A 26,240-nucleotide genomic window follows, 5' to 3' on the forward strand; every position below is an offset into this window, starting at 1 on the left:
CCATCCTTGTACTGGGCATTGATGTTGTCAATGTCCGCCTTCTCTTCAGGTAGGAAAAATGACCTTTGGAAGGACGCGTAGTGGAATTCCCGTCTGGTTACCTGATCTTTTTCTTCTTGCGCTTCGGTTTTCCTTTCGGAAGCGATCACCAAGTGCTCATTTTCATAAGAGATGTTGGAATCTTCTTTTTTCAATCCAGGCACGGCCAGTTCAAGCAGGTAATTCTTTTCATTTTCTTTGATATTTACCGCCGGTACGCTGGCCTTGAGACGGCTCAGGGGAGCACCCAAATCAAAAGCCGAAGGCATGTCAAATAACCTGTTTTTTGCTAACAGAAATGGAAATAACCGCCCCATTTTTTATTACATAGCCGCTGATTTGAGCGCGTGCCTCTTGGTGTTCAGCGCGTCAATTATTTGCGTTCTACGGCAACGTCTGTAAACCAAATGATTGTTTCTCCGTTTTCCAATTTGTGGTCCTGGGCGATTTTTATACCGTCAAAATCCCGCACATTTTCCCAGGTAAATGCCCTACCCTCCGGTCCATCGCCCCTACGGAATACCCATTCTTTGATCAGGTAATCTGCATCCACGTAGAGATCGTACGCGTCTCCGGGTGTGTAGCCATCGGTATCGTTGTAGCGAATGATCACCTTGGTGGTGTTCTCGCCATGGATTGGAGACGATGCGTTTTCCACAATCTCGGCTTCGTAGCCTTTGTCCCAGGCCAATTGAAATGGGAATAGCAACCAATACTTATCGTTGATGAATTTCTGATCCACTGCTTCAATTTGGGGCGATTTGTTTGCAAGTTCATACCTAGCCGTGGTATCCGGACCCTTGTAGTGAACTTCTCCTTTTTCCAAATTCCAGGTCCAGTCCCGGACAAGCACGGTTGCACTATCCCGGCGGACATTCCAGGTGTAGCGGATTGTGGCAACTTCATCCAGCCTGTCAAATCCATAGGTTTTGGCTATCTTTACGGGTATGCTTTCCTCCTTCGGCGAGCAGGAAACAACAAACAGAAGTAGGGTGTAGAGGAAAAGTGCGTATTTTTTCATGAATTTCGAGTTTGTGGTGATTGATACTAAGGTAATCATTTTAAGCCATTTAGCCGGGGTTAGGGAAAAGGATCTTATTTTTTATTCATCCATTGGTATTTTTTTCCGGGGATTGCCTTTACAAAACCCAGGAATTCCAGGTTTAACAGCTTGATTGCGAGTTCGGAGATAGGAATTCCCAAATCCCGGCTAAGCCAGTCGATTCCCGCTTCCTGCTTTTCTAAAAGACGCTCCAAAATTTTTACCTCGGTAGCATCTAATTCAGAGGTGTCCGGTAGTTGTGCATGGGCGCGGACATCCGATTCTCTATCCCAGGATAACGATTCTTCAAGTTCCCTTACCCCCAAATAGATCCCGGCTTTCAGACTTCGAATCAGGTTGTTGCAGCCTTCGCTGTATTTGGATTGCAGGTTCCCAGGTACGGCAAAAACCTCCCGATTGTAGCTGTACGCAATTTCTGCGGTGATCAGCGCCCCGCCTTTTTTGGCGGCTTCTACCACGATGAGGGCATCCGAAAGTCCTGCTATGATTCGATTGCGCTGTGGGAAGTTTGTCGGATTCATGGGGGTGCCGAGTTTAAATTCGGAAAGCAATCCTCCATTTTCCATCATCTGTTCTGCCGTGTGTTTATGTGCGGCCGGGTAAATGGTTGCCAGGTCTGACCCCATCACACCGATCGTGGGCATTCGCAAGCTAAGTGCCGCACGATGAGCTTCTACGTCAATGCCATACGCCAAACCGCTGACAATGGTTGGCTGAAACCGGGCAAGCTCTTCAGTGATTTTTTGGGTTATCGTTCTTCCATAATTACTGGCATTACGGGTACCAACGATTCCCACCGATCGTTTTGGATTTAGGTTGATCTTGCCCTTAGAAAACAGAATGGGAGGCGCATCAGGCAGGGCTTTTAGCCGGCTGGGAAAAGAGGCATCCGGGTAGCAATGAACCTGAATGTTATTTTTATAGGCCGCTTCCAACAAGGATTCGGCCTCTTTCAAATAGGTTTCCTTTGACTTTCTATGAGCCAATAGTTTTGGTCCGATGCCGGGAATTTTTGCCAATTTTCCCTGAGGAAGGGTAAAAAAGCCTTCGGCTGAACCACAATAACTGACGATGGTTTTAAAAATGGTAGGCCCTAACTTCGGGATAAAACCCAGGGCCACGTTATGCAATGCTTCATTGCTCAGATGGCTGTTCATCCAGATTATTCCTGATTTCTATCAAAAAGCGTCGGATTTCGTGAAGCTGGTGAATCATCGCAGCCGTGTCCTGAATTTTATGCAGGTCTTTTTTGATGATTTCCTGAGCACCTGTGAGCGTGTATCCCTTTTCCTTTACCAGGTGGTAAATGAGTTGTATTTTTTCAATATCGTCTTTGGTAAACCGCCGATTCCCTTTTTTATCCTTTTTGGGCCGGATGATGTCAAACTCGCCTTCCCAATACCGAATAAGCGAAGTGGCCACCTTAAAGCGATCGGCAACCTCTCCTATGGAGTAGTATTTCTTCTCTATTTCTTTTTCTCTGTAAGGCAATTTGCAGGTAATTTTTCAGCAAAAATATACAATATATTCCATAAATAACATAGAAGCTGCCTCAACAATTTACCTAAACAGCTTTGGAGCACCTACAAGCAAAAGCCTCACCACGAAATCGCAGTGAGGCTCTTTGGGACTGTACGTCTCCAGATTAGGAAAGTGACTGGTTCTCTCTGGATGCCAGTTCCAATATTTTGTCAAATTCGGTGGGTTCCAGATCTTTAAAGAAGTAATTTACCGGATTCACGTATTTATCGTCTTTCATTACCTCGTAGTGGACGTGAGGGGCAGTGGATGAGCCTGTGTTGCCTACCGTTCCAATTTTGTCTCCTCGTTTTACTTTGTCTCCCACACGGACATCGAAATCATTCATGTGTGCGTAGCGGGTCTTAAAACCGAAACCGTGGTCAATGACAATGGACTTTCCGTATCCGCCGAATTCTGTCCGCACCTGCCGCACTACGCCGTCACCGGTCGAGTAAATAGGGGTCCCTTTGGGAGCGGAAAAATCCACGCCGGTATGCATTTTTCGTACTTTCAAGATGGGATGCAACCGCACCCCATATCCAGAAGCAAGGCGATTCAATTCTTCGTTATGTATCGGCTGAATGGCCGGGATGGATGCCCAGTATTCCTCTTTATTCATGGCGGTTTCCGATAGCTCGTCGTAGGATTGCCATTGAACGAAGAGTTGGCGTTTGAGGGTTTCCACTTTGTTGGAAACGGAAATAATCATTTTCTCCTGATTCAACCCTTTTTCTTTGATCTCCCGAAATCGGTCCGATCCGCCAAATCCTGCCTTCCTGATGGAAGAGGGAATGGGCTCCGACTCAAAGATCACCCGATAAAGGTTGTCGTCTCTTTCTTGCAAATCGGCCATCATGGTGTTTAACTGGCCGACTTCTTGTTCCAGAAGCTCGTAGTACAGCTTTAATTCCCTGTTTTCCTTTTTCAGCATCAACTCTTTCGGACTATCAAAATAATAGTGAAATACCAACAGGATTCCAACTGCCAGCATGGAAGACAAGGACAGAAAACCAAGTAAGTTTAGGGTTACATCCCACTTGCTCCGGACATACCGTTCGTATTTGCAGGTTTTGGGATCGTAATAATATTTTATTCTACTCATTTAACAAATAGTACGTTAAAACTGCTAATTTTGTAATCCGAAAAAAACCGGGTGACGAAAACTGCTATCAGAAAATAATTTACTTGGGTGTTTGGGCACAAAGATACGCCAAAATCTTCTTAATATCCAAGTATTTCATTCTAAGCTAAGTAAACATGAATTCAAAACAAATTAGAAGCCAATTCATTGAATTTTTCCAATCTAAGAAGCATCAATTTGTTTCTTCCGCGCCTATCGTGGTGAAGAATGATCCCAGCCTGATGTTTACGAACGCAGGAATGAATCAGTTTAAGGACTTTTTCCTTGGAAACGAGGTTTCGGACCATCCTCGAATTACCAACAGCCAAAAGTGCCTGAGGGTTTCTGGAAAGCACAATGATTTGGAAGAGGTGGGGGTGGATACCTATCACCATACGATGTTTGAAATGCTTGGCAACTGGTCTTTCGGGGACTATTTTAAAAAGGAGGCCATTGCCTGGGCCTGGGAGTTGCTCACCGAGGTATATAAATTACCCGTGGATCGCATGTACGTGACGGTTTTTGGGGGAGACAGCGAAGATGGCCTGGAAGCTGACAAAGAGGCCTTTTCCTTTTGGGAGGATTGGGTTCCTCGGGAGCGGATACTTTTCGGTTCGAAAAAAGATAATTTTTGGGAAATGGGTGAGACAGGACCCTGTGGGCCTTGTTCGGAGATCCATATCGATATGCGAAGCCCAGAAGAAATCGCGCAGGTTCCGGGCAAGGACCTGGTCAATGCAGACCACCCGCAGGTGATCGAAATTTGGAACCTGGTATTTATTCAGTTTAATCGGTTTTCAGACGGGCGGCTAAACGAGCTCCCCTCCAGCCACGTGGATACAGGGATGGGTTTGGAGCGATTGGTCCGGGTAATTCAGAACAAAACATCCAACTACGATACCGATTTGTTTGCTCCTTTTATCGAAAAGGTCGAGCAAGTATCGGGATACCAATACGGGCAGTCTGAAAAAATAGACATCGCATTTCGGGTAATCGTGGACCACATTCGGGCCATTTCCTTCACAATTGCCGATGGACAGTTGCCGTCAAATAATAAAGCTGGATACGTGATTCGGCGTATTTTACGAAGGGCGGTACGGTACGGCTATACCTTTTTGGATCTAAAAGTACCTTTTCTCCACCTACTGGTGCCGGTTTTGGCAGAAAAGTTTGGTACGTTTTTTCCAGAAGTAAAATCCCAGCAGGAATTTATCGCAAAGGTCATCCAGGAGGAAGAATTGGCTTTCCTGCGTACCCTGGATAAAGGGTTAAAAAACCTGGAAAGCATCCAGGAATCGCTGGAAGCAAGCAACGAACACGTCATCCCTGGAGCGGTGGCATTCGAACTGTACGACACTTATGGATTTCCGTTGGATCTGACCTCCCTGATCGCTCGGGAGAAAGGGCTTATCGTGGATGAAAAGGGATTTCAAGAAGCCATGCGGGCACAAAAGGAACGATCGCGCGCTGCTGCCCAGCTGGAAACGGGAGACTGGGTCATTGTCTACGAAGAGGAAAGCGAAGGCTTTATTGGTTACGATAGCCTACACACGAAGGCTCGGATCCTAAAATACCGCAAAATAACGGACAAAAAGCAGGAACGTTTTCAGGTGGTATTGACGAGAACGCCCTTTTACGCCGAGAGTGGGGGGCAAGTAGGAGATACCGGCATCCTGCATACGGTCACCGAAACCTTGCATGTACTCGACACCACCAAGGAAAATGACCTGATCATCCATTGGGTAGATGCCTTACCAATGGGTACGGAAGAGGAGTTTACCTGTCAGGTTGACGCCCTGAGGCGAGCGAAAATAAAAAACAACCATACGGCGACTCATTTGCTTCAGGCTGCCCTCAAGCAGGTACTGGGACCCCATGTGCAGCAAAAAGGCTCGCTGGTAAACGAACAGATGCTACGGTTTGATTTTTCGCATTTTGCAAAAATGACACCCGAAGAACTCGAACGTACCGAAACGATTGTAAACGCCCGCATCCGCGAAAACATCGTCCTAAACGAGCAGCGGCAGGTGCCGATTGCGGAAGCCAAAGCGATGGGAGCCACGGCCCTATTTGGGGAGAAATATGGGGAGCATGTTCGGGTCATCACCTTTGATCCAACATTTTCTGTGGAATTGTGCGGTGGAACACACGTGCAGGCGACCGGAGAAATCGGTTTTTTCAAATTGGTTTCGGAAAGCTCCACCGCTGCCGGTGTTCGGCGGGTGGAAGCCGTTACGGCAGAGGAAGCAGAAGCCTACGTGAATCGGCGATTTCACGTCCTCCAGGAGGTTCAGGAGGTATTAAAAAACCCGAAGGATTTGTTGGGAGCCATCGAGTCCTTGATCGAAGAAAGAGCCAATTTGCGCAAGGAAATAGAAGGATTGCACCTAAAAGCCACCGACCAAATCAAAGAAAGTCTGAAAAATCAAGCAAAATCCTTGAACGGTTATCATTTGGTATTAGGTTTGATTAAATTGCCTAACGGAGAGGCATTGAAAAAGCTTTCCTTCGAGTTGAAAAACGAAATGGAAAACCTGGTAGCGGTTTTGGCTGCGGATATAGCTGGTAAACCCCAGGTGGCAATCGTGATTAGTGAGAACATTGTAGAAAAAAAAGGTCTACATGCCGGGAAGCTTGTAAAAGAACTTTCCAAAGAAATCAGAGGAGGAGGAGGGGGACAGCCCTTTTTTGCCACAGCAGGGGGCAAGGACTCCACAGGTTTACCCGAGGTGCTTGTCAAGGCAGAGGCCATCCTTACGTCCTCCCTGAAATAATTTTGCTAATTCCAGATTTGGTTTTGGGGGAAATCCCTGCCATTTTTGGAACGATAAATGTAATGATTTAAAGATGATCGAAGAGAAATCCGTTTCCTTAGCTGCAGCCATCCGGGAAAAGTATGAGTTGGTTATTGGTTTGGAAGTTCACGCGCAACTACTCACCAAAAGTAAGATGTATACTGCGGATGCAACCACTTTTGGAAACATGCCCAATACGAATATATCCGTCATTACCCTGGGACACCCGGGAACATTGCCAAAAGTAAATAAACGTGCGGTGGAATATGCCATGAAGATGGGCCTGGCCTGTCATTCGTCCATCACCCGAAAAAATGTATTTGCGCGCAAGAATTATTTTTATCCGGATTTGCCCAAAGGATACCAGCTGACGCAGGATAAAAACCCGATCTGCGTGGGAGGTCATGTTCCAATCGTACTTTCCAGTGGAGAGAAGAAAAACATTGCCCTCACGCGTATACACATGGAAGAAGATGCCGGCAAATCCATGCACCTGGCAGGGGAAGTAGACACACTGGTTGATTTTAACAGAGCCGGAGTCCCGCTAATCGAAATTGTGACAGAGCCGGACATGCGGTCTTCCGAAGAAGCCTATAATCTGCTCGTCGAGATAAAGAAACTTGTGAAATATCTGGAGATCTGTGATGGAAATATGGAAGAGGGTTCGCTGCGCTGCGATGCCAATGTATCCGTCCGGATTCGGGGAGAGAAAGCCCTGGGAAAAAAGGTAGAAGTAAAAAACATGAACTCGTTTCGGAATGTGGCCCGAGCGATCGAACACGAGTTTGAGAGACAGGTACAGCTCCTTGAAGAGGGGAAAGATATTGTTTCGGAGACCAGAACATTCGATGCCACGACCGGCCTTACGGGAAGTATGCGCACAAAGGAAGACCTAAACGATTACCGGTATTTTCCAGAGCCTGATCTAAGTCCTGTTGTCATTTCCGAGGAATGGCTGCAATCCGTAAAGGCTGAAATGCCGGTTTTGCCTGGGGTACTTTTTGCGAAATTTGTCGATACCTATGGCTTGCCGGAATACGATGCGGGGGTTTTGACAGACCAGAAAGATATCGCCCTCTGGTTTGAAACCCTATGCAGCCACACGGAGAACTACAAAAGCGCATCCAACTGGCTGATGGGACCTGTAAAATCCTACCTGAATGAACTGACCCTCGGAATCGATGAATTTCCCATAGGAGCGGATAAACTAGCTATGCTGATCGCCCTGATCGATGAGGGAAAAGTCAGCTATACGGTTGCTTCGCAGAAAATCTATCCGGAACTGTTGCTAAATCCGAACCGGTCCCCGCTGGAAATCGCCCAGGAGTTGAACCTGATTCAAGACAGTGACGAGGGCTCGATCAAGCCGGTAATCGAAGCGGTATTGGCCGAAAATGAAGGTAAGGTGCAGGAATACCGGTCTGGAAAAAAAGGGCTGATGGGAATGTTCATGGGGCAGGTAATGAAAAAATCAAAAGGAAAGGCAGATCCCAAAGTTGCCAGCAAAATTTTAACCGAATTATTGGAACAGTGATTATGAGAAAATTAATGCAGCAGGCGTTGGTTCTGGGTTTGACAGGTGCACTCCTTGTTTCCTGTGGGAATAAGGAAGATGTGTTTGATGGCGCGGTATCCATCAAAGGCCAGCTAGCCAACCAACCCGAGGGGCAGGTGGTTTTGTCCCGGTATGACAACGACCGTATTCAGGCAGTAGATACCTTATCCGTTGACAATAACGGGGAGTTTTCCTACGAGCTGGAATTGGACAGCCCTAACTTTTACGAGTTGGATTTATTCGGAGAGAAAACCGTTCGCCTGGCCCTATACGAGGAGGATGTTCTGGTAAGCTATGATTTTAAGACCGATGAGCTGGATGTGTCTGGCTCTAAAGACAGTAAGCTGATGCTATCCATTGACGAACTCACGGCAGCCTATCAGGAAGCAGGGAACGAATTAAACTCCGAATTTTACGAAGCCATGGCGGACAAGGATCAAGCTAAGATTCAGCAGATTCAGGAGCAGGCGATGGATTTGGAAGTGGACCACGCCGAAAAGATAAAGAGCGTTATTGCCCAGTCAGACGGAAGCTTTGCTGCCCTTGCCGGCCTGGGGATGTTGAACCCCCGGACGGATTTTAATTACCTGGATAGCGTCATTGTGGCGCTGGGAGATCAGTATCCTGACATGAAACTTATTGCTTCCTGGAAGCAGGAGTTAGACGAATTGAGGGCGCTCTCCATCGGACAGCCAGCCCCGGAGATCTCCCTTCCGAACCCGGAAGGGGAGATGGTTAACCTATCGGATTTACGGGGAAATTATGTGTTGGTGGATTTCTGGGCCGGCTGGTGTAAGCCCTGCCGGGATGAAAACCCCAATGTGGTACGGCTTTACAACCAATACAAGGATCGGGGGTTTGAGGTTTTTGGTGTATCGCTCGACCGCACCAGAGACATGTGGCTCAAGGCCATTGAGGAAGATGGACTGGAGTGGACGCAAGTTTCGGATTTAAAGTATTTTAATTCGGAAGCTGCGGCAACTTACCAGATAAATGCGATTCCCGCAACCTACATGATAGATCCGGAAGGAAATATTCTGGCAAAAGATTTACGTGGGAGATCCCTTGAGAGAAAGTTGCAAGAGTTATTTGATTAAACAACGATCTAACCGTTCGCATAATCTTTTCCTTACAGGGGAAGCTAATAATACGTTAGTAGATTGCTTTTGTAGCGATCAATTATGCAAGGAATGTGTATTTCAAAAAATTATTCCCTATAATTGGGTACATTTTCGTGAGAATAACTCGATTTACCAAGCGGTCGTTTCGAAAAACTCGCACTAATTAATTTGTCACCCATCGTCAAATTTATGTAATTGAAATAAAAAGTAATAAACTCGTAAACAAATTCTCCAATCACCGATGTAAAAAGCCAGCATAGCAGGTAGCACCAACAAACATGCACTGGATTTGCATTAAAACTTAAAAACCATTCAATTCTTATGAAAAAAAGAAGTCTAAAATTTCCCTTGACACGTTCTCTGACTGTCATGCTATTCGTCCTGTTAGCCATGGGAGCCTGCAAAAGTAAAAAGGCGGTAGTCGAACCGGAGCCAGAGCCGGTGCCCGTAGAGGAACCCGCACCTGAACCAACACCCGAACCCGAGCAACCTTCTGCCGAAGAAGTAGCTGTCGGTAAGTTGGAAAATTATTTCAACGCAGTGGCCACAGCCAATAGCCTGCAGAGCGCCAATAATACGATCAGAGAAGCATTGGGCATGTTCTCCAATTCCAACACGCCGGTTTTGATCGTCATTCACGAAGAAAGTGGCGTGAAGGATTACGATGAGCCCACTACCATCGAAAGGTACCTGAACTACTTGAAAGACACCAAAAAGAATCTGAATTTTATCAGTGACATCAGAATGGATGGATCCGGAAAGGTGACCGAATTAGAACTAAGAAGAAGATAATTTTACAATAAATATAGAAAGTACGTGATTATGAAAAAATATATTCCATCCCTTTTGATCTTTTTCCTGGCGACCTCTATTTCGGTATTTGCACAGGATGAAAGCATTAGTCCGCAAAGAAAGCAAGCCATCGATTCCCTTGCTTTGGAGAAAGTTAAAGACCTGAGCAAGTACATCAGCATCATCGGAAGCAAAGAAACGCAGTTTTCAGAGGCTACCCGTGTGATGGACCGTGCGGAAGAGCTATTTGCTCCCGATGCAGAAATGGGCGTGTCCTCAATCAATACCAATGAAATTGCCTACTACAAAATCAGAAGGTATTTCGAACGCCTCATGGCCTTGAATTACGATCGCGTGAATATCAGCTGGTATGACATCCATTACATCAGTGATTTGGAAAGACAGCCGGATGGCAGGTACGTGGGGGTTATTACCATCTACCAGCGTTTTGAAGGTACTTCTCAAGAAGCTGGACTCAATTACAGGGATACCACCAAGAAAGACATTACCATTTACGTGGAGAAAAAACAAACCCAGATTTCCGGAAGAACCATTGAGTTTTGGGATGTGTTGCTGGGAGACGTGAGAGTGACGGAAACATCAGCATGAGAATAATACCCTTAATTACGTTAATTACCATATTTCTATCTATACACACCGCACCGGGGCAAACGTTTAATAGCTCCGGGCGGGTGGTAGATGACGGCAGATTTGCCGCCGCCACCAAACAGGTCAATCAATTTTTCAGAAGATTCAATGCAGAAGAGAGCAAGGAAGGGGACCAGCGATACCGTCCCGGAGATGAAAAGTACCGCAATGTCGACCTTAGAAAATCCTTTATAAATATTCTTTTTGACAACGAAACATCCGGTATCAGCAACGATCTGAAGCGGGAATTTATCAGCTTTGTTGTCTCCGATACCTACCCGCAGTACCTCAATTTCCACGGAGGAGATTGGTTTGCCGAGGTGAACACTGTTTTTACGTACAACGGGCAACGACAAGAAGTGGTACTGTTTTTGAAGTTGCAGCCACAGGGATTGGGGTACGAATGGGTCATTGAGAATGTAAACTTCGAGCCCTTCGCCGATGCGTTTGACAAACCCACAGGGGACGATAAGAAATTTCTCCATCCATTGAGCCATGAGCTAGGGTTTATGAACCTGCGAAAGGCCATCGTCGAAGACTCCAGGCCCGAATCCTACACACCGGATGGATACAAGCCGGATTTTCTAACGCTCTTTCTTTTTGAAATAAAGAGCGAACGGATGAAATTTGAGACGGTCAAAGATACCAGGTTTCATTTTTTTCAAATTGACAAATGGTATTTCGAACTCGCTCAATTCAATCGACCGGGGTTCAACACCGGTTGGTTGATAGCTAATTTGATGAAATTAGAGGATGGAGATAGGGAAATTATATTGGATTATATTTATGATAGGAATTAGATCAATTAGCTCTCTCCTGCTGCTTTTTTTTTATTCTCAAGTCGCGTTTACGCAGGACTTAGGGGAATACAGTAAACAGGAAATCAAAGATTTTAGTCAGCAGGCTGAAGACCAGGTTCGGTTTTTGCAATACTTTCTCAACACGGTAGGAAGTAGCGAAACATCTGCCAGAGACAAGGACGTGATCATCCGGGAAAGCTATAAAAAGATTTTTAGAGACGAGCAGGTACAGGTAGAAGACGACCTGCTGACAGATAGAAAAGTAATTACGAATAAGAATATCGTTTCTTACCTCAAAGACATTGAGTTTTTTTTTAAGGATGCGGCATTTGAGTTCAAAGTAAAAGAAATCACCCCCAAACTGAATGATCAGGAGGAATTGTTTTTCGAAATATCCCTTGATCGGACGCTGACCGCACTGGGCCTGAATGACGAACCTATCGAAAATACCCAGGCACGCTACATTGAAATCAACCTTGACAGGGATTCGAATGAGCTGAAAATTGCCAGCATGTATACCACCAAGCTTTCCCGGGACGAGGAATTGCTCGAGTGGTGGAGCACCCTTTCGCTGGAATGGGAAACCCTGCTACGGGAAAAATTTGGGGTTCAGGGTGATTCGGTCACAATCGACGAACTCTACAAGATTTCCGCTTTGGATACCCTGGACCTTTCCGGTAACAGGCTGTTGGTGGACCTTTCCCCCATACAGGTATTTCGGGACCTGAAATACGTAGATATCAGCCATACCCGCATTGAAGAGTTGGCCCCTATCAGTAACGTCACGTTTCTTTCTTATCTGAATATCGCGCATACGCCAACCGCTGATATTCAATTTATCAAGTATTCCGATAAATTGACCCATCTGGATATTTCAGGAACAGCGGTTAACAACATTGAAGAATTGAGTAGTCTGAAAAACCTTCAGGTATTCAATGCAGCTCAGGCGCCCTTATCCGGATTTAGCGTCTTGGAGAATTTTACAGATTTGCGGCACCTAAATCTGGAGGAAAGCGGTTTTAACAACATCGAAAATATCCAATCGCTGGTACGCCTGAAGACCTTGAACTTAAAAGGAAATTACCTGATTAATTTCGGGTTTTTATCCGAGTTAAAGGCTCTGGAAGAGATCAATCTGGAGGAGACAAACATATTGGATCTGTCCCCGCTATCCACACTGCCGGAACTTTGGAGAGTGAATATCAATGGTACCGAAGTGAGTCAGCTGACTCCCCTGCATGCGTCCAGGTCTGTAAAGCGAATTTATGCGGATCGTACCAGCATTTCAGAAAGTGCAGCCGAGGAGTTTAGTCGGGCCAATCGAGGTATCTTGTTGATTCATAATGTGGAGAACCTCCAAACCTGGTGGGAAACACTTCCAAACGGTTGGAATCAAGTGTTTATCCAAAAGTTTCCCAATTTGGGAAGGGGTAAGCCCAGTATAGAGGAACTGACCGGACTGGTGAATATCGATTCGCTAGTTCTGGACGATAGCAATATTGTCAATTTACGACCGGCCCTGAAGTTTAAAAATGCTGTTTTCATTTCCTTCAAAAATACCCAGGTGGAAGACTTGTCGCCACTAGCGGAAATGAAAAGCCTTCTGCATATTCAAGGAAGTTACAGCGACGTAAAAAATCTACGGGCGCTGCAGGAATTGCGTGGGCTTCGGAAAATTTCTTTTGAGTCCACACAGGTTGGTTCCGTTGAGCCCCTAAAGCCGTTGCAATCATTGGAATTCATCAATCTGGACCATACCGAAGTGGCCGATTGGGAAATTCAGGAACTGGCCAGGTTGCTACCGGAGGCGACCATCGTATTCCGGACCGAGGCCTTGAATCGTTGGTGGGAGGGGCTCGATGAGGGATGGAGGGAACTACTCACCGCTCATTTTGAACTTACGACAGACCCGCCTACGAATGAATTGCACCACATGACCGCTGCAGCTGCTTTTTCCATAGAAGATGTAGCTATTTCTCATCTGGAGCCGTTGCTTGTATTTTTTAACCTGAAAAAACTTCGGGTAAAAGGCGTTCCTTTACAGGATCCGTCGGCAATCTCCCGGCTGGAGCTTCTGGAGCAGTTGGAGTTAGTAGAGACGCCTTTTCGCGACCTATCCATTTTGGCGCCGCTCAGCTACCTGGAGGAATTGGACCTGTCCAATACCGCCGTGGAAGACTTGCAGCCACTTTCCGATTTGGGCAGACTCAAGCGGCTCAACTTATCTGGGACCAATATTCGAAATCTGAAGGGCTTGGAGATGCTCTACGACTTGCGTTTCCTGGATATAGCGAGTACCGGCGTACGAAGTCTGAACCCTATCAGCCATATGATCAACCTCGAAAGGCTGGTTTGCTACAATACCCGAATAAGCAGCAGAAATATCGAAAAGATTCAGGAAGAACTTCCCAATTGTGAAGTGAGGTATTACTAATCCTGCATTGGTTTGCGAATTTGCGTCGCGTAGGCATGCTCAATTTAGAGGAGGTGCCAATGTGTCAGGTTTACTTGTCGGATGGTGCGCATTCGGAGAGTTTCTGCTGCCAGCAAATTGCCGCTACGCGCTCCGATGGTTCGTGTAGCTACTCCGGAGATCAATGGAAAGGGCGCAGTAGCCACTACTTCCGGGTTACTATCGGTATCTTTCCTGGCGAATGAACCCTTACCTTCTCATTCTCCGAAGAGAGAAAAAAAAAGCTACCTGTTTGCCAGGCAGCTTCTCACTATTACGTAGGACGCAGTTTATTCTTTAATAAAAGAAGTGAGCATCCAGTGGTGCAATTCCAGGCTTTTGATGAATGCGATCAGCATGTCCTCTGTGGCGGTGTCTCCAAGATCTGCTACTTTTTCCGCGCATTCGTTCATATTGTCTACCAGGATTTGAAAATCCCGCAACACTTCTTCTACCATTTCCCTTGAGCTTAGGTCAGTACCGACCTCTTCGATGTCGGCATGCTCGAGGTAGTCTTTCATCAGACTATAGGGCGTCATGCCAAATACCCGAATTCGCTCGGCAATCAAGTCGATGTTTGCAAACGATTCATCGTATAATTCCTCAAACTTTTCATGGAGATCAAAAAAATCGCTACCGGTAACATTCCAGTGGAAATTTCTAAGTTTTTGGTAATGCACGTGGTAGTTGGCCAGAAGCTTATTGAGGGAGCCTACAATTTTTTCTGACTCGTTTTTATTGTATCCAAGTTTTTTGAAGACCCGTTTTTCTGCTGTAATACTCATACTAATCAATTTAAGTTTTAACCTTTTTTAAATGACTTATACGGTAAAAAAGGATCATAAATGATGCCAATAATTTACCTATCGGGTTATCCATATCAATTTTAAATTGATTTTATTTGGTTTTTTGGATGCTTCTGATCTTTATTCGATAGAATAATCCGTGAAGCAATTGCAGTGCTTATCGATGAAGTACCTGGTTTAAACTCATTCGCAGGATTTCCCCCATATTTGTGCAGCGTAGAAAATCCGGATTTTTGTAGTGCCGGGCCAGTTCGTGCTTGAGGGTATAGGTATTTTTTTCCTTGGAAAGCTCGTCTTTTTCCATGCTATTAAGAATGTCCGTGATTTCTTTGGGAGAGCTTTTGAGGCGTGTTGCAATGAGGGCCCGTTCTTCTTTCTGGTATTGAGCCATGGACTCGGGGGTGATGTGCCGGATGCCCAGCTGAATCAGCGCATTGTTTTGTTTAAAATATTGCGGTAGGTAAATTGATTTTTTGCCTTCGTACGACTGCTGATCAAAGTCTATGGAGCGAATTCGGTAGTGGGTTTCCTCAAAATCTGGCGTCACATCAATCACGAAATTGGACGAATGCATGTCCCCGAGCAGCCGCACAAAACACCGTTCGTTAAACTTGACAAACTCCTTGGAAAGCCGGATCGGGTTTAGCAAGGGGTCATTAATCTGTTGCTTCATAAACTGCTCTCCAGGTATACCTGCGATGTGTTCTTCAATGAGCGAGTCCCGGTACACCAGGTAGCCGATTCGATTGGGAGAGAGCAAATGTTCCAGTTCCAAGCCATACACCCGGGAGGCATCGGCATTTTTTATGTAGAAATAGTCAAAGTTATCGTTGATGCGGTTAACAATCCGAACCCGAAACGGCTGCGTATTCCCATAGGTGCAGAGATCTATCCGATCCACATAGAGGTGTTGCATCACCGACATATCACCGTCGGCCTTTAAGAGCGCGTAGATTTTTTTTACTTTGTAGTGAATCTCATTGCGGTCGGATTCGTCGTAGAAAACGGTCTCCCACAACGTATCGTTGCCCTTAAAATCGTACAAGGCAATGGAATTGCTGTAGCGGAGGAGTTCCTTGTAGTGGATGGGAATATCCACTTCTCTCCCGTATTTGACCAGGTATTCCCTAAGGTTTTCGCTGATCGGGTAAATGATCTTCTTTTTGCTAATGACCGCCATCGCATCGAACGCTTAGGATTGCGGGTTCTCCAACATTTTTTCCTGTTTCCGGAGTTTCCTGTCAAACAAAAAAGGACCGAATGGAAGAACAGCGGCGATGAGCGCAAACATGGCATTTTGAAAAGACCAGCGCAGCTTTCTGGAAGTGGGAAAGAGTACGAGGATGTACAGAATAAATAAAACCCCGTGGATCCAGCCCACATAGGTTACCATATCGGGTAAATCGAATATCCATTTCAAGGGCATGGCGACAAATACGAGTACCACCATGGATATCCCCTCGGTGAGGCTTATCATGCGGAAACGTTTTACAATGCCCAATCTTTCTTCATTCGTCATGTTCGTATTATTTTACATTGAAAAATACTTGTAGCGTGTCCCATAATTTTCGTTTTAGGGCCACGTGTTTTTCTAATTCTTCGAGCTCATCCGCAAAGAAGTACTCCAGGGGTTCTTGCATGATGCGGTAATTTTCCTTCTTCAACTTCATTAACGGGTGATGCAGGGTTCCAAAAAGTACCATTTTGACTGGATTGAGTTGGGATAGTGGATTTTCGTTGCTTTCCTTCAGGGATTTTTCAGATACCAGCGCAAGGTCCTTTAATGAAAGATTGACCGCCCTGAAAATCTTAAGTAAAAACTCCCGGTTTCCGGCGCTGAGTTCTTCCCCCTGATAGACTACCAAAATGGATTTCTGAAATTCGCCTTCGAATGGAATCGGCTCGGGGTCGGAGTTCTCAGGTGCCGGAGGCATTGCTTCCGGTTCTTCGAGCAAGTGGGTGTCCATGGTCTCATCCAGCTCCAGCCGCGAAGCCAATTGGGCCGCAGCCAATTTTTCCCGCTCTTCCTCTTTCAGGACAAAGATATCCTCGGTAATAAATAAACGTAGTTCGTGAAGCTTCATGCTAACCAGGTGCTTTTCCCGTTTGCAATTTATTGTTTTTGGCTAACCCCTTCCAAATCAAAGAGGGATTTTAATTCCGTCGCATCCTTTGGATCCATGCGATTGGCCAGGATTAAGCGCAACTGTCGGCGGCGCAAGGCACCGGCATACAATTCCTTTTCCGTTTGAGAAACCGGTTCCAACGAAGGTACAGGCACCGGTCGGCCTTGATCGTCCACAGCCACGAAGGTAAAGAATGCCTTGTGGGTGGCATATTTGAGGTTGGCAGGAATGTCTTCTGCAAATACCTCAATAAATACCTCCATGGAGGTGGAAAAAGCCCGGGTTACCTGCGCTTTCAACGTCACCACATTTCCCTGGGCGATGGGATTCTTGAAAGAAATGTTATCCACCGATGCCGTCACTACAATGGAATTAGAATGCCGTTGGGCGGAAATGGCCGCTACCACATCCATCCAATGCATGAGCTTGCCACCCATTAGGTTGTTTAACGTGTTCGTGTCATTGGGCAGTACCATTTCTGTTTTGATCACTTCCGAATCCGACACGTATTTTTTTATGGTTTTCATGGTTAACCTGCATTATTCCCAACCTTCGTCACCCAGTAAAGGAACAAAGGAAAAGTTATCAAAGTTTTCGCGGATGATTTGCTTATCCGTTTTCCGGGTGAGTCGCAGCATCTGTTGGGTTTTCCGGTTACCCACCGGTATGACCAGCATACCGCCGATAGTCAGCTGAGCCAGCAGCGTCTTGGGTACCAGGGGCGCCCCGGCCGTGACGATAATTTTATCGAAAGGTGCCTTTTCGGGCAAGCCCAGACTCCCGTCTCCCCAATAGTGTTGCACACGAACGCCGATCTTCGGAAGAAAACGTCGCGTGCGTTCGTAGAGTACCTTGTTGTATTCGACGGTGTGTACATTCGCACCCATGCAGTACAAAATCCCTGCCTGATAGCCCGATCCGGTACCAATTTCCAGGACTTTTTCTCCAGGCTTTATATCCAGCAGGCTGGTTTGAAATGCTACCGTATACGGCTGAGAAATGGTTTGTCCCTCTCCGATAGGGAAGGCTTTGTCTTCATAGGCATGGCTAAGCAAGGCCGAATCGAAGAAAAAATGCCGCGGAATTTGGTTGATGGCATCCAGTACTGCTTCGTCTACAATGCCTTTTTCACGCAGGGTGCGGATCAATCCCCTTCGCTGTCCTTTATGCAAGTAGCTGTCTTCGAGTTTCAACATGGTTTGGATCGTATCTTATCCCGATTCAATTGCTAAGTTAATGCTAAAAATGGCTTACTTTGTCATGAAAAGAGAATAAAATCCATCCGGTACGCTTCCGGAATAATAAAACGCTAGCAACATGTTTACAGGAATCATTGAATCCCTCGGGACCGTCAGACGCATCACCCAAGCAGGGAGTAATGTGCATTTCGATATCGAAAGTAACCTGGTACCTGAGTTGAAAATCGACCAATCGGTCAGCCACAACGGAGTCTGCCTAACGGTAGTGGACCTGGACAGCGATACCTACCGGGTGACGGCCATCGACGAAACCCTTCAAAAGACCAACCTCGGCGATTTGAAACCCGGCCACTCGGTCAACTTGGAACGCTGCATGCCGGCAAATGGCCGGTTTGACGGACACATTGTGCAGGGGCACGTGGACCAAACCGGGGTTTTAACTGAAATCCGGTCCGAAGATGGAAGCTGGATTGCCGATTTTGAATTCGACCACAGCTCCGGTAACCTAACCGTGGAAAAAGGATCGATTTGTATCAACGGGATCAGCCTTACCTGCTTCCGCTCCAGCGAAGGAAGCTTTCGGGTGGCCATTATCCCCTACACCTATGCGCATACCACCTTTCACCTATTACAGCCGGGAGACCGGGTAAATCTGGAATTTGATGTCATTGGGAAATACGTGCAGCGCATACTAAAGGGATATTGATTTAACCTCGACCGGCACGTGTTTGCCAGACCTTGACTCCCAAAAGGGTGGCCCACCATACCAGCCAGGCCAATAGTACGCCCACTGCCGCTCCGACCAAAACGTCCAGGGGGTAATGGACCCCCAGGTAGATCCGGGTATAGGATACGAGTGCTGCCCAAACGAATAACCAGCCCACGCCCCGCATGCGTTTTTTTCCGACTTGCTGCATAAAGGCTGCCAGGGCGAAGGTATTGGCAGCGTGGGAAGAGGCAAACCCATACCGCCCTCCGCAACCTGCATAATTCCGGATTAGTTCGTCCCAGCGCGGATCGTGGCAAGGGCGAAGCCTTTCAAAAAAAGGCTTCATAATGCCTGAGGTAAGTTGATCTGCCAGTACCACGGTAAGTATCAATCCCACCACATATCCTACCCACTCCTTTGGATACCGCCGGATGATCAGGTACAATAAGTACAGGTAGAGGGGAACCCAAATGTATTTGCCGGTGAGCGCCAGCATGATGGGGTCTAGCCATGGTGCATGTTGTCCGTTCAGAAATAGAAAAAAAGCCTCGTCCCATTGCTGTATCAGGTGGATCATTTGTCTTCCGTTAGCCAGTTTATGTTCTTTTTCAATCCCTCCAGGGTGAGGGCTTCCCGGGATCCAGCGGGAGGCGTATGGTTGTATTCCCAATGTGCTACCGGAGGCATACTCATCAAGATACTTTCTGTACGGCCATTGGTATCGAGTCCAAATTTGGTACCTGCGTCCCAGACCAGATTAAACTCCACGTACCGGCCCCTGCGCAAGGCTTGCCAGGCCAACTCCTCCTCACCGTAGGGCAAATCGGCGTTTTTTGCCATAAAATACCTATAGAGTTTCGGGAAAAGGTACCCCACGTCTGCCACGAAGGCAAACAACCTGGGGAAAGAGAGCGTTTCATCGGCCACCAGGCGGTCGAAGAAAATTCCACCCACGCCGCGGGTTTCATCCCGGTGAGGTAAATAAAAATAGTCATCGGCCCACTGCTTAAACCGCGGGTAAAAGTCGGGATGGTAGGCATCGCAAAGCCGTTTTAGTTCCCGGTGAAAATAGCCAGCATCTCTCCTGTCCAGGTAATGAGGAGTCAGGTCGATGCCTCCGCCAAACCAATAGGTGCCATTGCTCATTTCAAAATACCGGATATTCATGTGGATGATCGGCACCATCGGGCTGGACGGGTGGATTACAATGGACACACCGGTTGCAAAGAAATCGGCTTGTTCCAGCTTCAGTTTTTTCAATATTTTTTCGGGCGTGGGTCCGTGGACGGCAGAGAACGCCACGCCTCCCTTGGCGATTACCCGGCCATTTTTTAGCACACGTGTGGTCCCACCACCTCCCTCGTTTCGGCTCCAGTGGTCACGTTCAAAATGCCCGATCCCATCTTCCATTTCCAGTTCCGTACAGATATGGGTCTGAATTTCCCGAAATTTTTTCGCGATCTGTTCTTTACTTATTTTTTCCATGCTGTATTTTTCGATTAAAAGGGGTACCCGATCCCAATATTGAAGACCTGCTGCCCGCGTTCTCCCAGGGGTTGTTTGAAAGAAAGATTGTCCAAAATAAAGCGCTCTCCCTCCGGTCTGGCAGGGTCATAGGCTTTGATGCCCATGTCCAGCCGAAGCACCAGAAAATCAAAATCCATTCGAAGTCCCAGACCGGTTCCCACCGCCAATTCCTTATAAAACCGATCCACGCGAAAGTCGGTACCCTCCCGGGCAGGGTCCACTGCAAAGGTCCAGGTGTTGCCGGCATCGATAAAGAAGGCTCCATCAAAATAACCAAAAAGTTTTCGTCGAAATTCAAACATGGCCTCAAACAGGATTTCACCGGGCTGTTCGAATCGGTAATCAAATGTACCGTCTTCGCGGATTTGTGGCGTAAAGCTGCCGGGCCCCAAACGCCTGGGTTGCCAGGCACGTATACTGGTGCTACCGCCTGCAAAAAAGTACTTCTCGTAGGGCAATACCCCCCCGCTAATGCCGTAAGGTTTGGCCAAACCCAGATTGAGCCGGTAGGCAAAGGTACTTTTATTACTCAATGGAATGTATCGCCGGAAATCGGATTGAAATTTGAGAAACTGAAAATAAGTTAAGCTTCGGTCTGCAAGGCTTTCCGGGTCTAAAAAATTAAAGGTGGTGCCCCCACTCTCCACAAACAGCCGCCAGAGAGACGCCTGGCTTCGGCGGTATAGGCCGTATTGGTTGAAATTGATAATGACCTGTCCCGAAATGCTGCTAACGTAGGAAGGGAGAAAGGAATTGATTAGGTTATTCCCCTGTTCCTGCAGTTCTTCCAGCCGGGATTGGAACAGGGAGTCCAGGGAAGATCGGATCAGGTTGGCGTCCAGCAGGTTTACCGAAAACTGATGGCGCAGGTTACGGGTGGCCCAGGTGTAGGCTAGGATGGTGTTGAGTGCGTCTCGTACGTATTCCGGCCGGTTTACGTAGCTGTAACCCAGTAGTGTACGCGTACGGGGATTGTAGCGCCCGAATTTTTCCAGGGTACCAAAATCAACGGGCACCAGAAACTGCGGGAAAATAATGGAAGCGGAGGTGGAAAGCTCCCGGCTTCGGTACACGCCACCTTCCGTGGTAGCTGAAGCCACCCCCTCCAATCCTGCCCGAAAATTAAACTCAAAAATTTCTAACCCCCGAAACAGGTTGCGGTTTCGCAGCGAGTGGCTGAAAAAGGGACCGGGAAGTTGTTCTGTGACACTGGCCCCTAGTTGGTTGGTGATTTGAAATTTCTGATTGGGGCGGGTAAATATTTTTGTCCGGATGCTGTTTCCAAGGGTGTCGAAAGAAATGTTTACGAATCGAAAAACGTCCAGATTGGCCAATTGCCGCTGGGTCTCAATAACGGCGTTTTTGCTGTAAACGTCTCCCTTTTTTTGAAAAATTCTGGAACCGATGATGTTCTCTGCATACCGATCTTGGTACATGATATACCGGATTCCGTTCCATTCCGTCGAAATAGCTTCGTCTGGGATGAGGTCACTTGGGCTGGCAATGGTGAAAATAACCGAATCGATGGTATAAAGTCGGTGTTTTTCTCCCCGTTCGGGCGTTCGAATCAATTGCTCAATGACCACATTTTTGTCTACAGTATCTTTGTAGACGTTGTATTCGATAAAGGACTTGGAAAAAGTATAATAGCCGTTGTCTTTCAACAGGTCTTCGATTCGCTGTCTTTCGTTAGTTAGATTGGTTTGCCGGTAGGTTTGGCCCGTTGCGAGGGCGCTGTATTTTTGGTTTTTTTCCAGAAGGCTGTAAAGTTCCGGGTCTTCGGACCGAGTGAAGATACTGTCGATCCGGTAGGGAGCGTTTTCCTCAATTCGGTAGAGCAGGTTTGCCTTTTTCCCGGAGGTATCCGTCAGGGTGCGGACGGAGGCATCAAAATAACCGTTGTTTTGCAGGTAGAGAAGCATTTGTTGCTGGGAAATCGCCGTTTCGGCACTATCCAGCAGCACACGGGCATTACCTGTTCGCATAAACCAGTTGCCGTATTCCAGTTTACGTTCCAGCGCATCCGCTCGGTTGTTTACCTTTCGGTACCGTTTTTCAATTTTCCGTGAAGAACTGCCTTCACTGATCAGCTCCGAGAGCGATTCGGCTTCCTGCTGGCTTTGGCGGAGTTTCTGCGCAACGCGGGCACTGTCATAAAAGCCTCTTCCTAGGGAATGTAACAGCACGCCCGGAGATAGATTGAGCAAGGGGACGCGTGTATTGGGCTTCTGGCGAATCAGATTTCGCAGGTTCTCGGCATCGCTTTCCCGAATACCTTCCGTGTCCACTTCGTAGAGCAAAAGTGCGCCTGGTGGAAGCTCCCGGGTGAGGCTACAGCTCCAGAGCGAAAGGATCAAAAAGAGAAAGTTTATATCTTTGGTATTCTTCACTGCAACAGTCTCGACAAATGCTAAGCAAAAATACGGTTAAGTTTATTAAATCCTTGCACCAGAAAAAATTCCGTAGGCAAGAACAGGCCTTTTTCGTAGAAGGGGCCAAAAATGTAACGGAATTGTTGCGTTCAGATTATACCTGCACGCATTTGCTGTATACCGACAAATTTGCCGCTTCCTGGCCTGATATGGTAGCGGGCTTTTCCGGAGATAAGGTAAACGTCCTTCCCACCGTTTTGAAATCGCTGGGTACCTTTTCCAGCAACGATCAAGCCATGGCATTGGCCATTTCCAAACCCAACCTCCCGATACAGGTGGTTCCCGGCGAACTGGTACTTGCCCTGGACGATATCCGGGACCCTGGCAATCTGGGTACCATCATCCGCATCGCGGACTGGTACGGAATCAAAAAGATGCTGCTTTCTCCGGAAACCGCGGACCTCTACAATCCCAAGGTAGTGCATGCCAGCATGGGTTCCTTTACCCGGTTGGAATTCGAGTACGTAGCCTTGTCGGAAAAGCTACAGGAGGTAGGGGTTCCGGTATTTGGGGCTTTTTTGGAAGGATTGTCCATCCACGCGCACCAAGGGCAGGCGGACGGAATATTGCTAATGGGCAACGAATCCCACGGGATTTCTTCCGAGCTGGAAAAGTTGGTAAGTCAAAAGCTGACCATTCCGGCCTTTGGCGGCGCCGAATCCCTCAATGTGGCCGTAGCCACAGCTGTGCTATGCGATCACCTGCGCCGCTTACGTAGATAAGATTAGTTATTTCATACACTAAAATTTGACATTTGTATTTGGTGTAGTCAAATTTTTTTCCTATCATCACAGACGTTTCTTCAATGAAGTTTTTTTTTCTTCGGGTTTTTCTAAAAATGTGTTGGATTTCTTTTGATCGAAAAAGGGGGGATAAGGAACCAGGAAATGATTACTTGATCGATAGTTAAGGTGGTTTGCTGGCCTTTGAGTTTGGGGGCATCCATTTTTGTATGTGCTTTGGTTTTTTTGAATCGCTTTACATACATACGGATGGAGCAGCGAATGAAAATGATACCTGTTACCAACCAAAATAGAAATTGATGAAGTTATTCTCTGGTCTCCTGCTTCTGTCTTTGTTTGCAGCCTCCTGCACTACCTACCAAGCCACCGTAACCAAACACGATGAATTAAACTATAGTGCGATACGTGTTTACCCGGAATGGACCTACAAAAAGCCAAAAGGGAAAAAATGGATAGCACCTCTAATTGGATTAAGCATCGGAGGGGCTTACGGATACCAAACGGAATTTACTTACGACGGGCAGACCTTTAGAGAAGCTGAAAATGCAGCTATATGGGGAGGTGCAGGTCTGATTGCGGGAGCAATGGTAAATGGAATACTTTTTCCGAAATATGCGGCGAGACGGAAGCAAACGTTTGAATTGTCACAAAGTGACAAATGGGTAAAGAGTTTTAATTCAACTACGGGGATCAATTATGTGATTAGTCAAAAAGAGTTAAACAACACCTTGGTTCTTGTGCCGGAAGAGAAAATCCGAGAGCTACGACAGCAGGCCCAAGTACTCCGAAATGACCTGAACCAGGCTACACCAACGATAGGTTTTGATGAACTTCAAAGTTGGAAAGGAGACTTACAAAGGGAGTACTCCGTGCTGCCTTCGTCTGAAATTAGCGATCTATCCTTGTTGATTTCGACCAATGAAGCCAAAGTAGCCAATATCGACCTACTCGCAAAAGTCCAGCAGCTACAAGTATTGAATCCTGATTTAAATTCCGTAAATGTGTTGAATCGGTTTAGCGGCGCGAATGCGCTTCTTTACTCCAAAGCCGATGCTCTAACTCAACAGCGGGCTAACGATATCATCTTCACAAGAATAACTGAAATTTTCAACCAAATTTTACCTGAAGAAAAAAATAAATTGGCATCGATCGAACCTGGAAAAGAGGGTATTGGTCCCATCAATGCGTTTTATCAATCGTTTACGCAAAAATATGGGAATCTCCTCACTTTCGAACAGGTCAAGGAGTTGAAGATGCTAATTGAAGCGAAGAAAAGTTCGATGCTAACAGCTATTGCAAGAGAAATACGTCTTGAAATCGACAATGCACAAAGCGTCAATCAACTCGAAACGATCACTAATACCTACCTTTCTCACGTCGATACAGGAAATAGTCTTATTGCTACACTAAATGAGAGAATTATAGCCCGAAAGCGGGAGATTTTAGAAGAAGAAAAAAGGCGGGAGCTCGCAAAACAACGGGCAGAGCAGGAACGCAGAGATCGAATCAGAAGAGAGGAGGAAGCAAGAAGAAGAGTTATTTCACAAAATAATGCCGTAGTAGACAGGCTAAGAAGAGATTTGCGGATCGAATTTGAGTCAAATTTCCCCACTTTTGAAGAACTACAGGCCATTCTCCAAGCGTATATCAAATTAATAAACGATGATGGGAAGTATTTGGTCAAAGATGCCGACTATTTTATCAATCTGGTAGAACGAAAAGGTTTTATGCGTAGGGGGATGAACGCCATTTCTTCGGATGACGAGTCCTTTGAAAATAGTAAAGGATTCTTGATTAAAGCATCTGCTTTTGGTTCATTTGATAAAGAAGAACTAACCTATGTTTCACTTACAATCCCAAATCCATCCGCTGAAATGATCCGGATGTATAAATTAGAGCTGGTATCTAACTACCGAAATACCTTTCGGTCTAGCATGAATCCCTACGAAGACGCTGAAGGGGGGGATTTATATGTGGATAGTGGCAAAACTATGTACGAGTACGACATTAATAAAGACGGCGAATTGGTCGTTGAGGTACGAAAGAATACCGACGCAATTTGGCCCATTATGGCAGAACGGATTAGCACGAATACGATCAAAGTTGATTCCTATTCAAACTTCACCGATATCTCGCTTCGAGAAGGTCAACTAGTAGAGATTGAAGCGTCGGGATCCATTAAGTTGGGAGTGTTTTCCGTGGATTGTTACCCGGAAGGAATAAATGGTTTTCGGTCCAATAACGTGGACCAACGTTTCAATCATGGTTGTCTGATCGGAAAAATCGGAAACGACGGAGAATGGTTTTATATCGGTAGGAATAAAACCTTCACAGCGCCAGTCTCGGGCGTTCTCCATTTACGTATCAATGATGACGTAGAAATTGATAATAGTGGGCATTTTATTGTTACGTGTTCCGTTAAATAGTCCGAATTTACTATTGGAAAGGCGAAATAAGCCCAGGCGATATTAAGTTATTGGTTATATACCCACTACCGTAGTGTGCAAGGATGTTTTGGTTCATCCACCCCCCTCCCTTGTTTTTAACCTGATTCCGGGAAACCGGAGTATGTTTGGGTACCCGGTACCCATTTCCGTTTGCGGCTGGATCTCGGTCACCTGCTGCGCGGGGTCTTTTGGCAGCGGTACGCTCGACAACCACAGGAACCGTAGTTCGTTAACCCTATTTTCTGCTACCTTCCTTTTGGCAAGGGATGCCAACAGCTGGTAGGCAAAATGCCAGTATCCCTCCCTGCTTTCCTTTGTCTTCAGGGTTTTTCTCGCATTCATCTT

25 protein-coding genes are annotated in these 26,240 nt (G+C 46.5%); 10 read left to right on the top strand and 15 right to left on the bottom strand.

Features of this window, described 5'->3' with window-relative positions; genetic code table 11:
- The 5 genes from BMW71_RS13485 to BMW71_RS13505 all read right to left on the bottom strand — a co-directional run.
- On the bottom strand, positions 1–356 hold a 356-nt coding region (locus tag BMW71_RS13485; protein ID WP_143057625.1), incomplete at its 3' end, for an Hsp20/alpha crystallin family protein.
- 56 nt (positions 357–412) lie between these two features.
- Positions 413–1,060: a hypothetical protein gene (locus tag BMW71_RS13490; protein ID WP_092176022.1), complete on the bottom strand. Its 648-nt coding sequence runs from the start codon at positions 1,058–1,060 to the stop codon at positions 413–415.
- Positions 1,061–1,134: 74 nt separating this feature from the next.
- A complete protein-coding gene (gene dprA / locus BMW71_RS13495) occupies positions 1,135–2,259 on the bottom strand; it encodes a DNA-processing protein DprA (protein WP_092174959.1) in 1,125 nt (374 codons plus the stop codon).
- On the bottom strand, positions 2,237–2,593 hold the full coding sequence (locus tag BMW71_RS13500) for a MerR family transcriptional regulator (RefSeq protein ID WP_092174961.1): 357 nt from the start codon (positions 2,591–2,593) through the stop codon (positions 2,237–2,239). Before BMW71_RS13500 ends, dprA begins: the two co-directional genes overlap by 23 nt.
- Before the next feature lie 154 nt (positions 2,594–2,747).
- On the bottom strand, positions 2,748–3,725 hold the full coding sequence (locus BMW71_RS13505) for a M23 family metallopeptidase (RefSeq protein ID WP_092174964.1): 978 nt from the start codon (positions 3,723–3,725) through the stop codon (positions 2,748–2,750).
- 155 nt (positions 3,726–3,880) lie between these two features.
- Here BMW71_RS13505 and alaS point away from each other — a divergent pair, with 155 nt between their 5' ends.
- The 7 genes from alaS (at position 3,881) to BMW71_RS13540 (ending at position 13,888) form a co-directional block, all read left to right on the top strand.
- A complete protein-coding gene (alaS, locus tag BMW71_RS13510; RefSeq protein ID WP_092174967.1) occupies positions 3,881–6,517 on the top strand; it encodes an alanine--tRNA ligase in 2,637 nt (878 codons plus the stop codon).
- A gap of 73 nt (positions 6,518–6,590) precedes the next feature.
- A complete protein-coding gene (gene gatB / locus BMW71_RS13515; RefSeq protein ID WP_092174969.1) occupies positions 6,591–8,072 on the top strand; it encodes an Asp-tRNA(Asn)/Glu-tRNA(Gln) amidotransferase subunit GatB in 1,482 nt (493 codons plus the stop codon).
- Positions 8,073–8,074: 2 nt separating this feature from the next.
- The gene (locus BMW71_RS13520) at positions 8,075–9,190 is read left to right on the top strand and encodes a TlpA disulfide reductase family protein (RefSeq protein WP_092174973.1); all 1,116 of its coding nucleotides are present in this window, start codon (positions 8,075–8,077) and stop codon (positions 9,188–9,190) included.
- Between the two features lie 345 nt (positions 9,191–9,535).
- The gene (locus BMW71_RS13525; RefSeq protein ID WP_092174975.1) at positions 9,536–10,006 is read left to right on the top strand and encodes a nucleoid-structuring protein H-NS; all 471 of its coding nucleotides are present in this window, start codon (positions 9,536–9,538) and stop codon (positions 10,004–10,006) included.
- Between the two features lie 30 nt (positions 10,007–10,036).
- On the top strand, positions 10,037–10,615 hold the full coding sequence (locus BMW71_RS13530) for a hypothetical protein (RefSeq protein ID WP_092174978.1): 579 nt from the start codon (positions 10,037–10,039) through the stop codon (positions 10,613–10,615).
- A complete protein-coding gene (locus BMW71_RS13535; protein ID WP_092174980.1) occupies positions 10,612–11,454 on the top strand; it encodes a hypothetical protein in 843 nt (280 codons plus the stop codon). The genes BMW71_RS13530 and BMW71_RS13535 overlap by 4 nt, the downstream gene beginning before the upstream one ends.
- On the top strand, positions 11,441–13,888 hold the full coding sequence (locus BMW71_RS13540; RefSeq protein WP_092174983.1) for a leucine-rich repeat domain-containing protein: 2,448 nt from the start codon (positions 11,441–11,443) through the stop codon (positions 13,886–13,888). Before BMW71_RS13535 ends, BMW71_RS13540 begins: the two co-directional genes overlap by 14 nt.
- A gap of 308 nt (positions 13,889–14,196) precedes the next feature.
- On the opposite strand, the gene BMW71_RS13545 is transcribed toward BMW71_RS13540, so the two are convergent.
- The 6 genes from BMW71_RS13545 to BMW71_RS13570 form a co-directional block, all read right to left on the bottom strand.
- Positions 14,197–14,691 (bottom strand): Dps family protein, encoded by a 495-nt coding sequence (locus BMW71_RS13545; RefSeq protein ID WP_092174986.1) that lies wholly within the window; start codon positions 14,689–14,691, stop codon positions 14,197–14,199.
- 178 nt (positions 14,692–14,869) lie between these two features.
- Positions 14,870–15,892 (bottom strand): hypothetical protein, encoded by a 1,023-nt coding sequence (locus BMW71_RS13550; protein ID WP_092174989.1) that lies wholly within the window; start codon positions 15,890–15,892, stop codon positions 14,870–14,872.
- A 12-nt stretch (positions 15,893–15,904) separates the two neighbouring features.
- Positions 15,905–16,231, bottom strand: coding sequence for a DUF3817 domain-containing protein (locus BMW71_RS13555; protein ID WP_092174991.1), 327 nt, complete (start codon positions 16,229–16,231; stop codon positions 15,905–15,907).
- Positions 16,232–16,238: 7 nt separating this feature from the next.
- Positions 16,239–16,796 carry a hypothetical protein gene (locus BMW71_RS13560; RefSeq protein WP_092174994.1) on the bottom strand — a complete coding sequence of 186 codons (558 nt, stop codon included), beginning with the start codon at positions 16,794–16,796 and terminating at the stop codon, positions 16,239–16,241.
- 29 nt (positions 16,797–16,825) lie between these two features.
- Complete coding sequence (locus tag BMW71_RS13565; protein ID WP_092174996.1) at positions 16,826–17,365, bottom strand: acyl-CoA thioesterase; 540 nt, start codon at positions 17,363–17,365, stop codon at positions 16,826–16,828.
- Positions 17,366–17,377: 12 nt separating this feature from the next.
- Complete coding sequence (locus BMW71_RS13570) at positions 17,378–18,034, bottom strand: protein-L-isoaspartate(D-aspartate) O-methyltransferase (protein ID WP_092174998.1); 657 nt, start codon at positions 18,032–18,034, stop codon at positions 17,378–17,380.
- A gap of 121 nt (positions 18,035–18,155) precedes the next feature.
- Here BMW71_RS13570 and BMW71_RS13575 point away from each other — a divergent pair, with 121 nt between their 5' ends.
- Entirely contained in the window at positions 18,156–18,743 is a 588-nt protein-coding gene (locus tag BMW71_RS13575; RefSeq protein ID WP_092175001.1) for a riboflavin synthase, read from the top strand.
- Position 18,744: 1 nt separating this feature from the next.
- Here the strand turns inward: BMW71_RS13575 and BMW71_RS13580 are convergent, their stop codons facing one another.
- Genes BMW71_RS13580 through tamL form a run of 3 tightly spaced genes read right to left on the bottom strand, consistent with a single transcriptional unit; the run spans position 18,745 to position 22,663 of the window.
- Positions 18,745–19,323 (bottom strand): phosphatase PAP2 family protein, encoded by a 579-nt coding sequence (locus tag BMW71_RS13580; RefSeq protein ID WP_092175003.1) that lies wholly within the window; start codon positions 19,321–19,323, stop codon positions 18,745–18,747.
- Positions 19,320–20,231 (bottom strand): oxygen-dependent coproporphyrinogen oxidase, encoded by a 912-nt coding sequence (gene hemF, locus BMW71_RS13585; RefSeq protein ID WP_092175005.1) that lies wholly within the window; start codon positions 20,229–20,231, stop codon positions 19,320–19,322. The genes BMW71_RS13580 and hemF overlap by 4 nt, the downstream gene beginning before the upstream one ends.
- A gap of 14 nt (positions 20,232–20,245) precedes the next feature.
- On the bottom strand, positions 20,246–22,663 hold the full coding sequence (tamL, locus tag BMW71_RS13590; protein ID WP_092175008.1) for a translocation and assembly module lipoprotein TamL: 2,418 nt from the start codon (positions 22,661–22,663) through the stop codon (positions 20,246–20,248).
- A 17-nt stretch (positions 22,664–22,680) separates the two neighbouring features.
- Here tamL and BMW71_RS13595 point away from each other — a divergent pair, with 17 nt between their 5' ends.
- Together BMW71_RS13595 and BMW71_RS13600 are read left to right on the top strand one after the other, a co-directional pair.
- A complete protein-coding gene (locus BMW71_RS13595) occupies positions 22,681–23,427 on the top strand; it encodes a TrmH family RNA methyltransferase (RefSeq protein WP_092175010.1) in 747 nt (248 codons plus the stop codon).
- A 320-nt stretch (positions 23,428–23,747) separates the two neighbouring features.
- Positions 23,748–25,874, top strand: a complete 2,127-nt coding sequence (locus tag BMW71_RS13600; protein ID WP_143057626.1) for a hypothetical protein — start codon at positions 23,748–23,750, stop codon at positions 25,872–25,874.
- 93 nt (positions 25,875–25,967) lie between these two features.
- Here the strand turns inward: BMW71_RS13600 and BMW71_RS13605 are convergent, their stop codons facing one another.
- The gene (locus tag BMW71_RS13605; protein WP_092175015.1) at positions 25,968–26,237 is read right to left on the bottom strand and encodes a hypothetical protein; all 270 of its coding nucleotides are present in this window, start codon (positions 26,235–26,237) and stop codon (positions 25,968–25,970) included.
- Positions 26,238–26,240: the final 3 nt, after the last annotated feature.

Origin of the sequence: Cyclobacterium xiamenense (assembly GCF_900109255.1) — a bacterium.
In the GTDB taxonomy this organism is placed as follows: Bacteria; Bacteroidota; Bacteroidia; order Cytophagales; family Cyclobacteriaceae; genus Cyclobacterium; species Cyclobacterium xiamenense.

What these genes read in the sequence shown, in the direction of transcription:
- BMW71_RS13530 (WP_092174978.1), top strand. Translation starts at nt 10,037, where the DNA reads ATGAAAAAATATATTCCATCCCTTTTGATCTTTTTCCTGGCGACCTCT.
- hemF (WP_092175005.1), bottom strand. Translation starts at nt 20,231, where the DNA reads ATGGAAAAAATAAGTAAAGAACAGATCGCGAAAAAATTTCGGGAAATT.
- BMW71_RS13580 (WP_092175003.1), bottom strand. Translation starts at nt 19,323, where the DNA reads ATGATCCACCTGATACAGCAATGGGACGAGGCTTTTTTTCTATTTCTG.
- BMW71_RS13570 (WP_092174998.1), bottom strand. Translation starts at nt 18,034, where the DNA reads ATGTTGAAACTCGAAGACAGCTACTTGCATAAAGGACAGCGAAGGGGA.
- dprA (WP_092174959.1), bottom strand. Translation starts at nt 2,259, where the DNA reads ATGAACAGCCATCTGAGCAATGAAGCATTGCATAACGTGGCCCTGGGT.
- BMW71_RS13575 (WP_092175001.1), top strand. Translation starts at nt 18,156, where the DNA reads ATGTTTACAGGAATCATTGAATCCCTCGGGACCGTCAGACGCATCACC.
- BMW71_RS13525 (WP_092174975.1), top strand. Translation starts at nt 9,536, where the DNA reads ATGAAAAAAAGAAGTCTAAAATTTCCCTTGACACGTTCTCTGACTGTC.
- BMW71_RS13545 (WP_092174986.1), bottom strand. Translation starts at nt 14,691, where the DNA reads ATGAGTATTACAGCAGAAAAACGGGTCTTCAAAAAACTTGGATACAAT.
- BMW71_RS13560 (WP_092174994.1), bottom strand. Translation starts at nt 16,796, where the DNA reads ATGAAGCTTCACGAACTACGTTTATTTATTACCGAGGATATCTTTGTC.
- BMW71_RS13505 (WP_092174964.1), bottom strand. Translation starts at nt 3,725, where the DNA reads ATGAGTAGAATAAAATATTATTACGATCCCAAAACCTGCAAATACGAA.
- BMW71_RS13490 (WP_092176022.1), bottom strand. Translation starts at nt 1,060, where the DNA reads ATGAAAAAATACGCACTTTTCCTCTACACCCTACTTCTGTTTGTTGTT.
- BMW71_RS13565 (WP_092174996.1), bottom strand. Translation starts at nt 17,365, where the DNA reads ATGAAAACCATAAAAAAATACGTGTCGGATTCGGAAGTGATCAAAACA.
- BMW71_RS13605 (WP_092175015.1), bottom strand. Translation starts at nt 26,237, where the DNA reads ATGAATGCGAGAAAAACCCTGAAGACAAAGGAAAGCAGGGAGGGATAC.
- BMW71_RS13535 (WP_092174980.1), top strand. Translation starts at nt 10,612, where the DNA reads ATGAGAATAATACCCTTAATTACGTTAATTACCATATTTCTATCTATA.
- gatB (WP_092174969.1), top strand. Translation starts at nt 6,591, where the DNA reads ATGATCGAAGAGAAATCCGTTTCCTTAGCTGCAGCCATCCGGGAAAAG.
- BMW71_RS13520 (WP_092174973.1), top strand. Translation starts at nt 8,075, where the DNA reads ATGAGAAAATTAATGCAGCAGGCGTTGGTTCTGGGTTTGACAGGTGCA.
- BMW71_RS13550 (WP_092174989.1), bottom strand. Translation starts at nt 15,892, where the DNA reads ATGGCGGTCATTAGCAAAAAGAAGATCATTTACCCGATCAGCGAAAAC.
- BMW71_RS13595 (WP_092175010.1), top strand. Translation starts at nt 22,681, where the DNA reads ATGCTAAGCAAAAATACGGTTAAGTTTATTAAATCCTTGCACCAGAAA.
- BMW71_RS13540 (WP_092174983.1), top strand. Translation starts at nt 11,441, where the DNA reads ATGATAGGAATTAGATCAATTAGCTCTCTCCTGCTGCTTTTTTTTTAT.
- BMW71_RS13600 (WP_143057626.1), top strand. Translation starts at nt 23,748, where the DNA reads ATGAAGTTATTCTCTGGTCTCCTGCTTCTGTCTTTGTTTGCAGCCTCC.
- alaS (WP_092174967.1), top strand. Translation starts at nt 3,881, where the DNA reads ATGAATTCAAAACAAATTAGAAGCCAATTCATTGAATTTTTCCAATCT.
- BMW71_RS13555 (WP_092174991.1), bottom strand. Translation starts at nt 16,231, where the DNA reads ATGACGAATGAAGAAAGATTGGGCATTGTAAAACGTTTCCGCATGATA.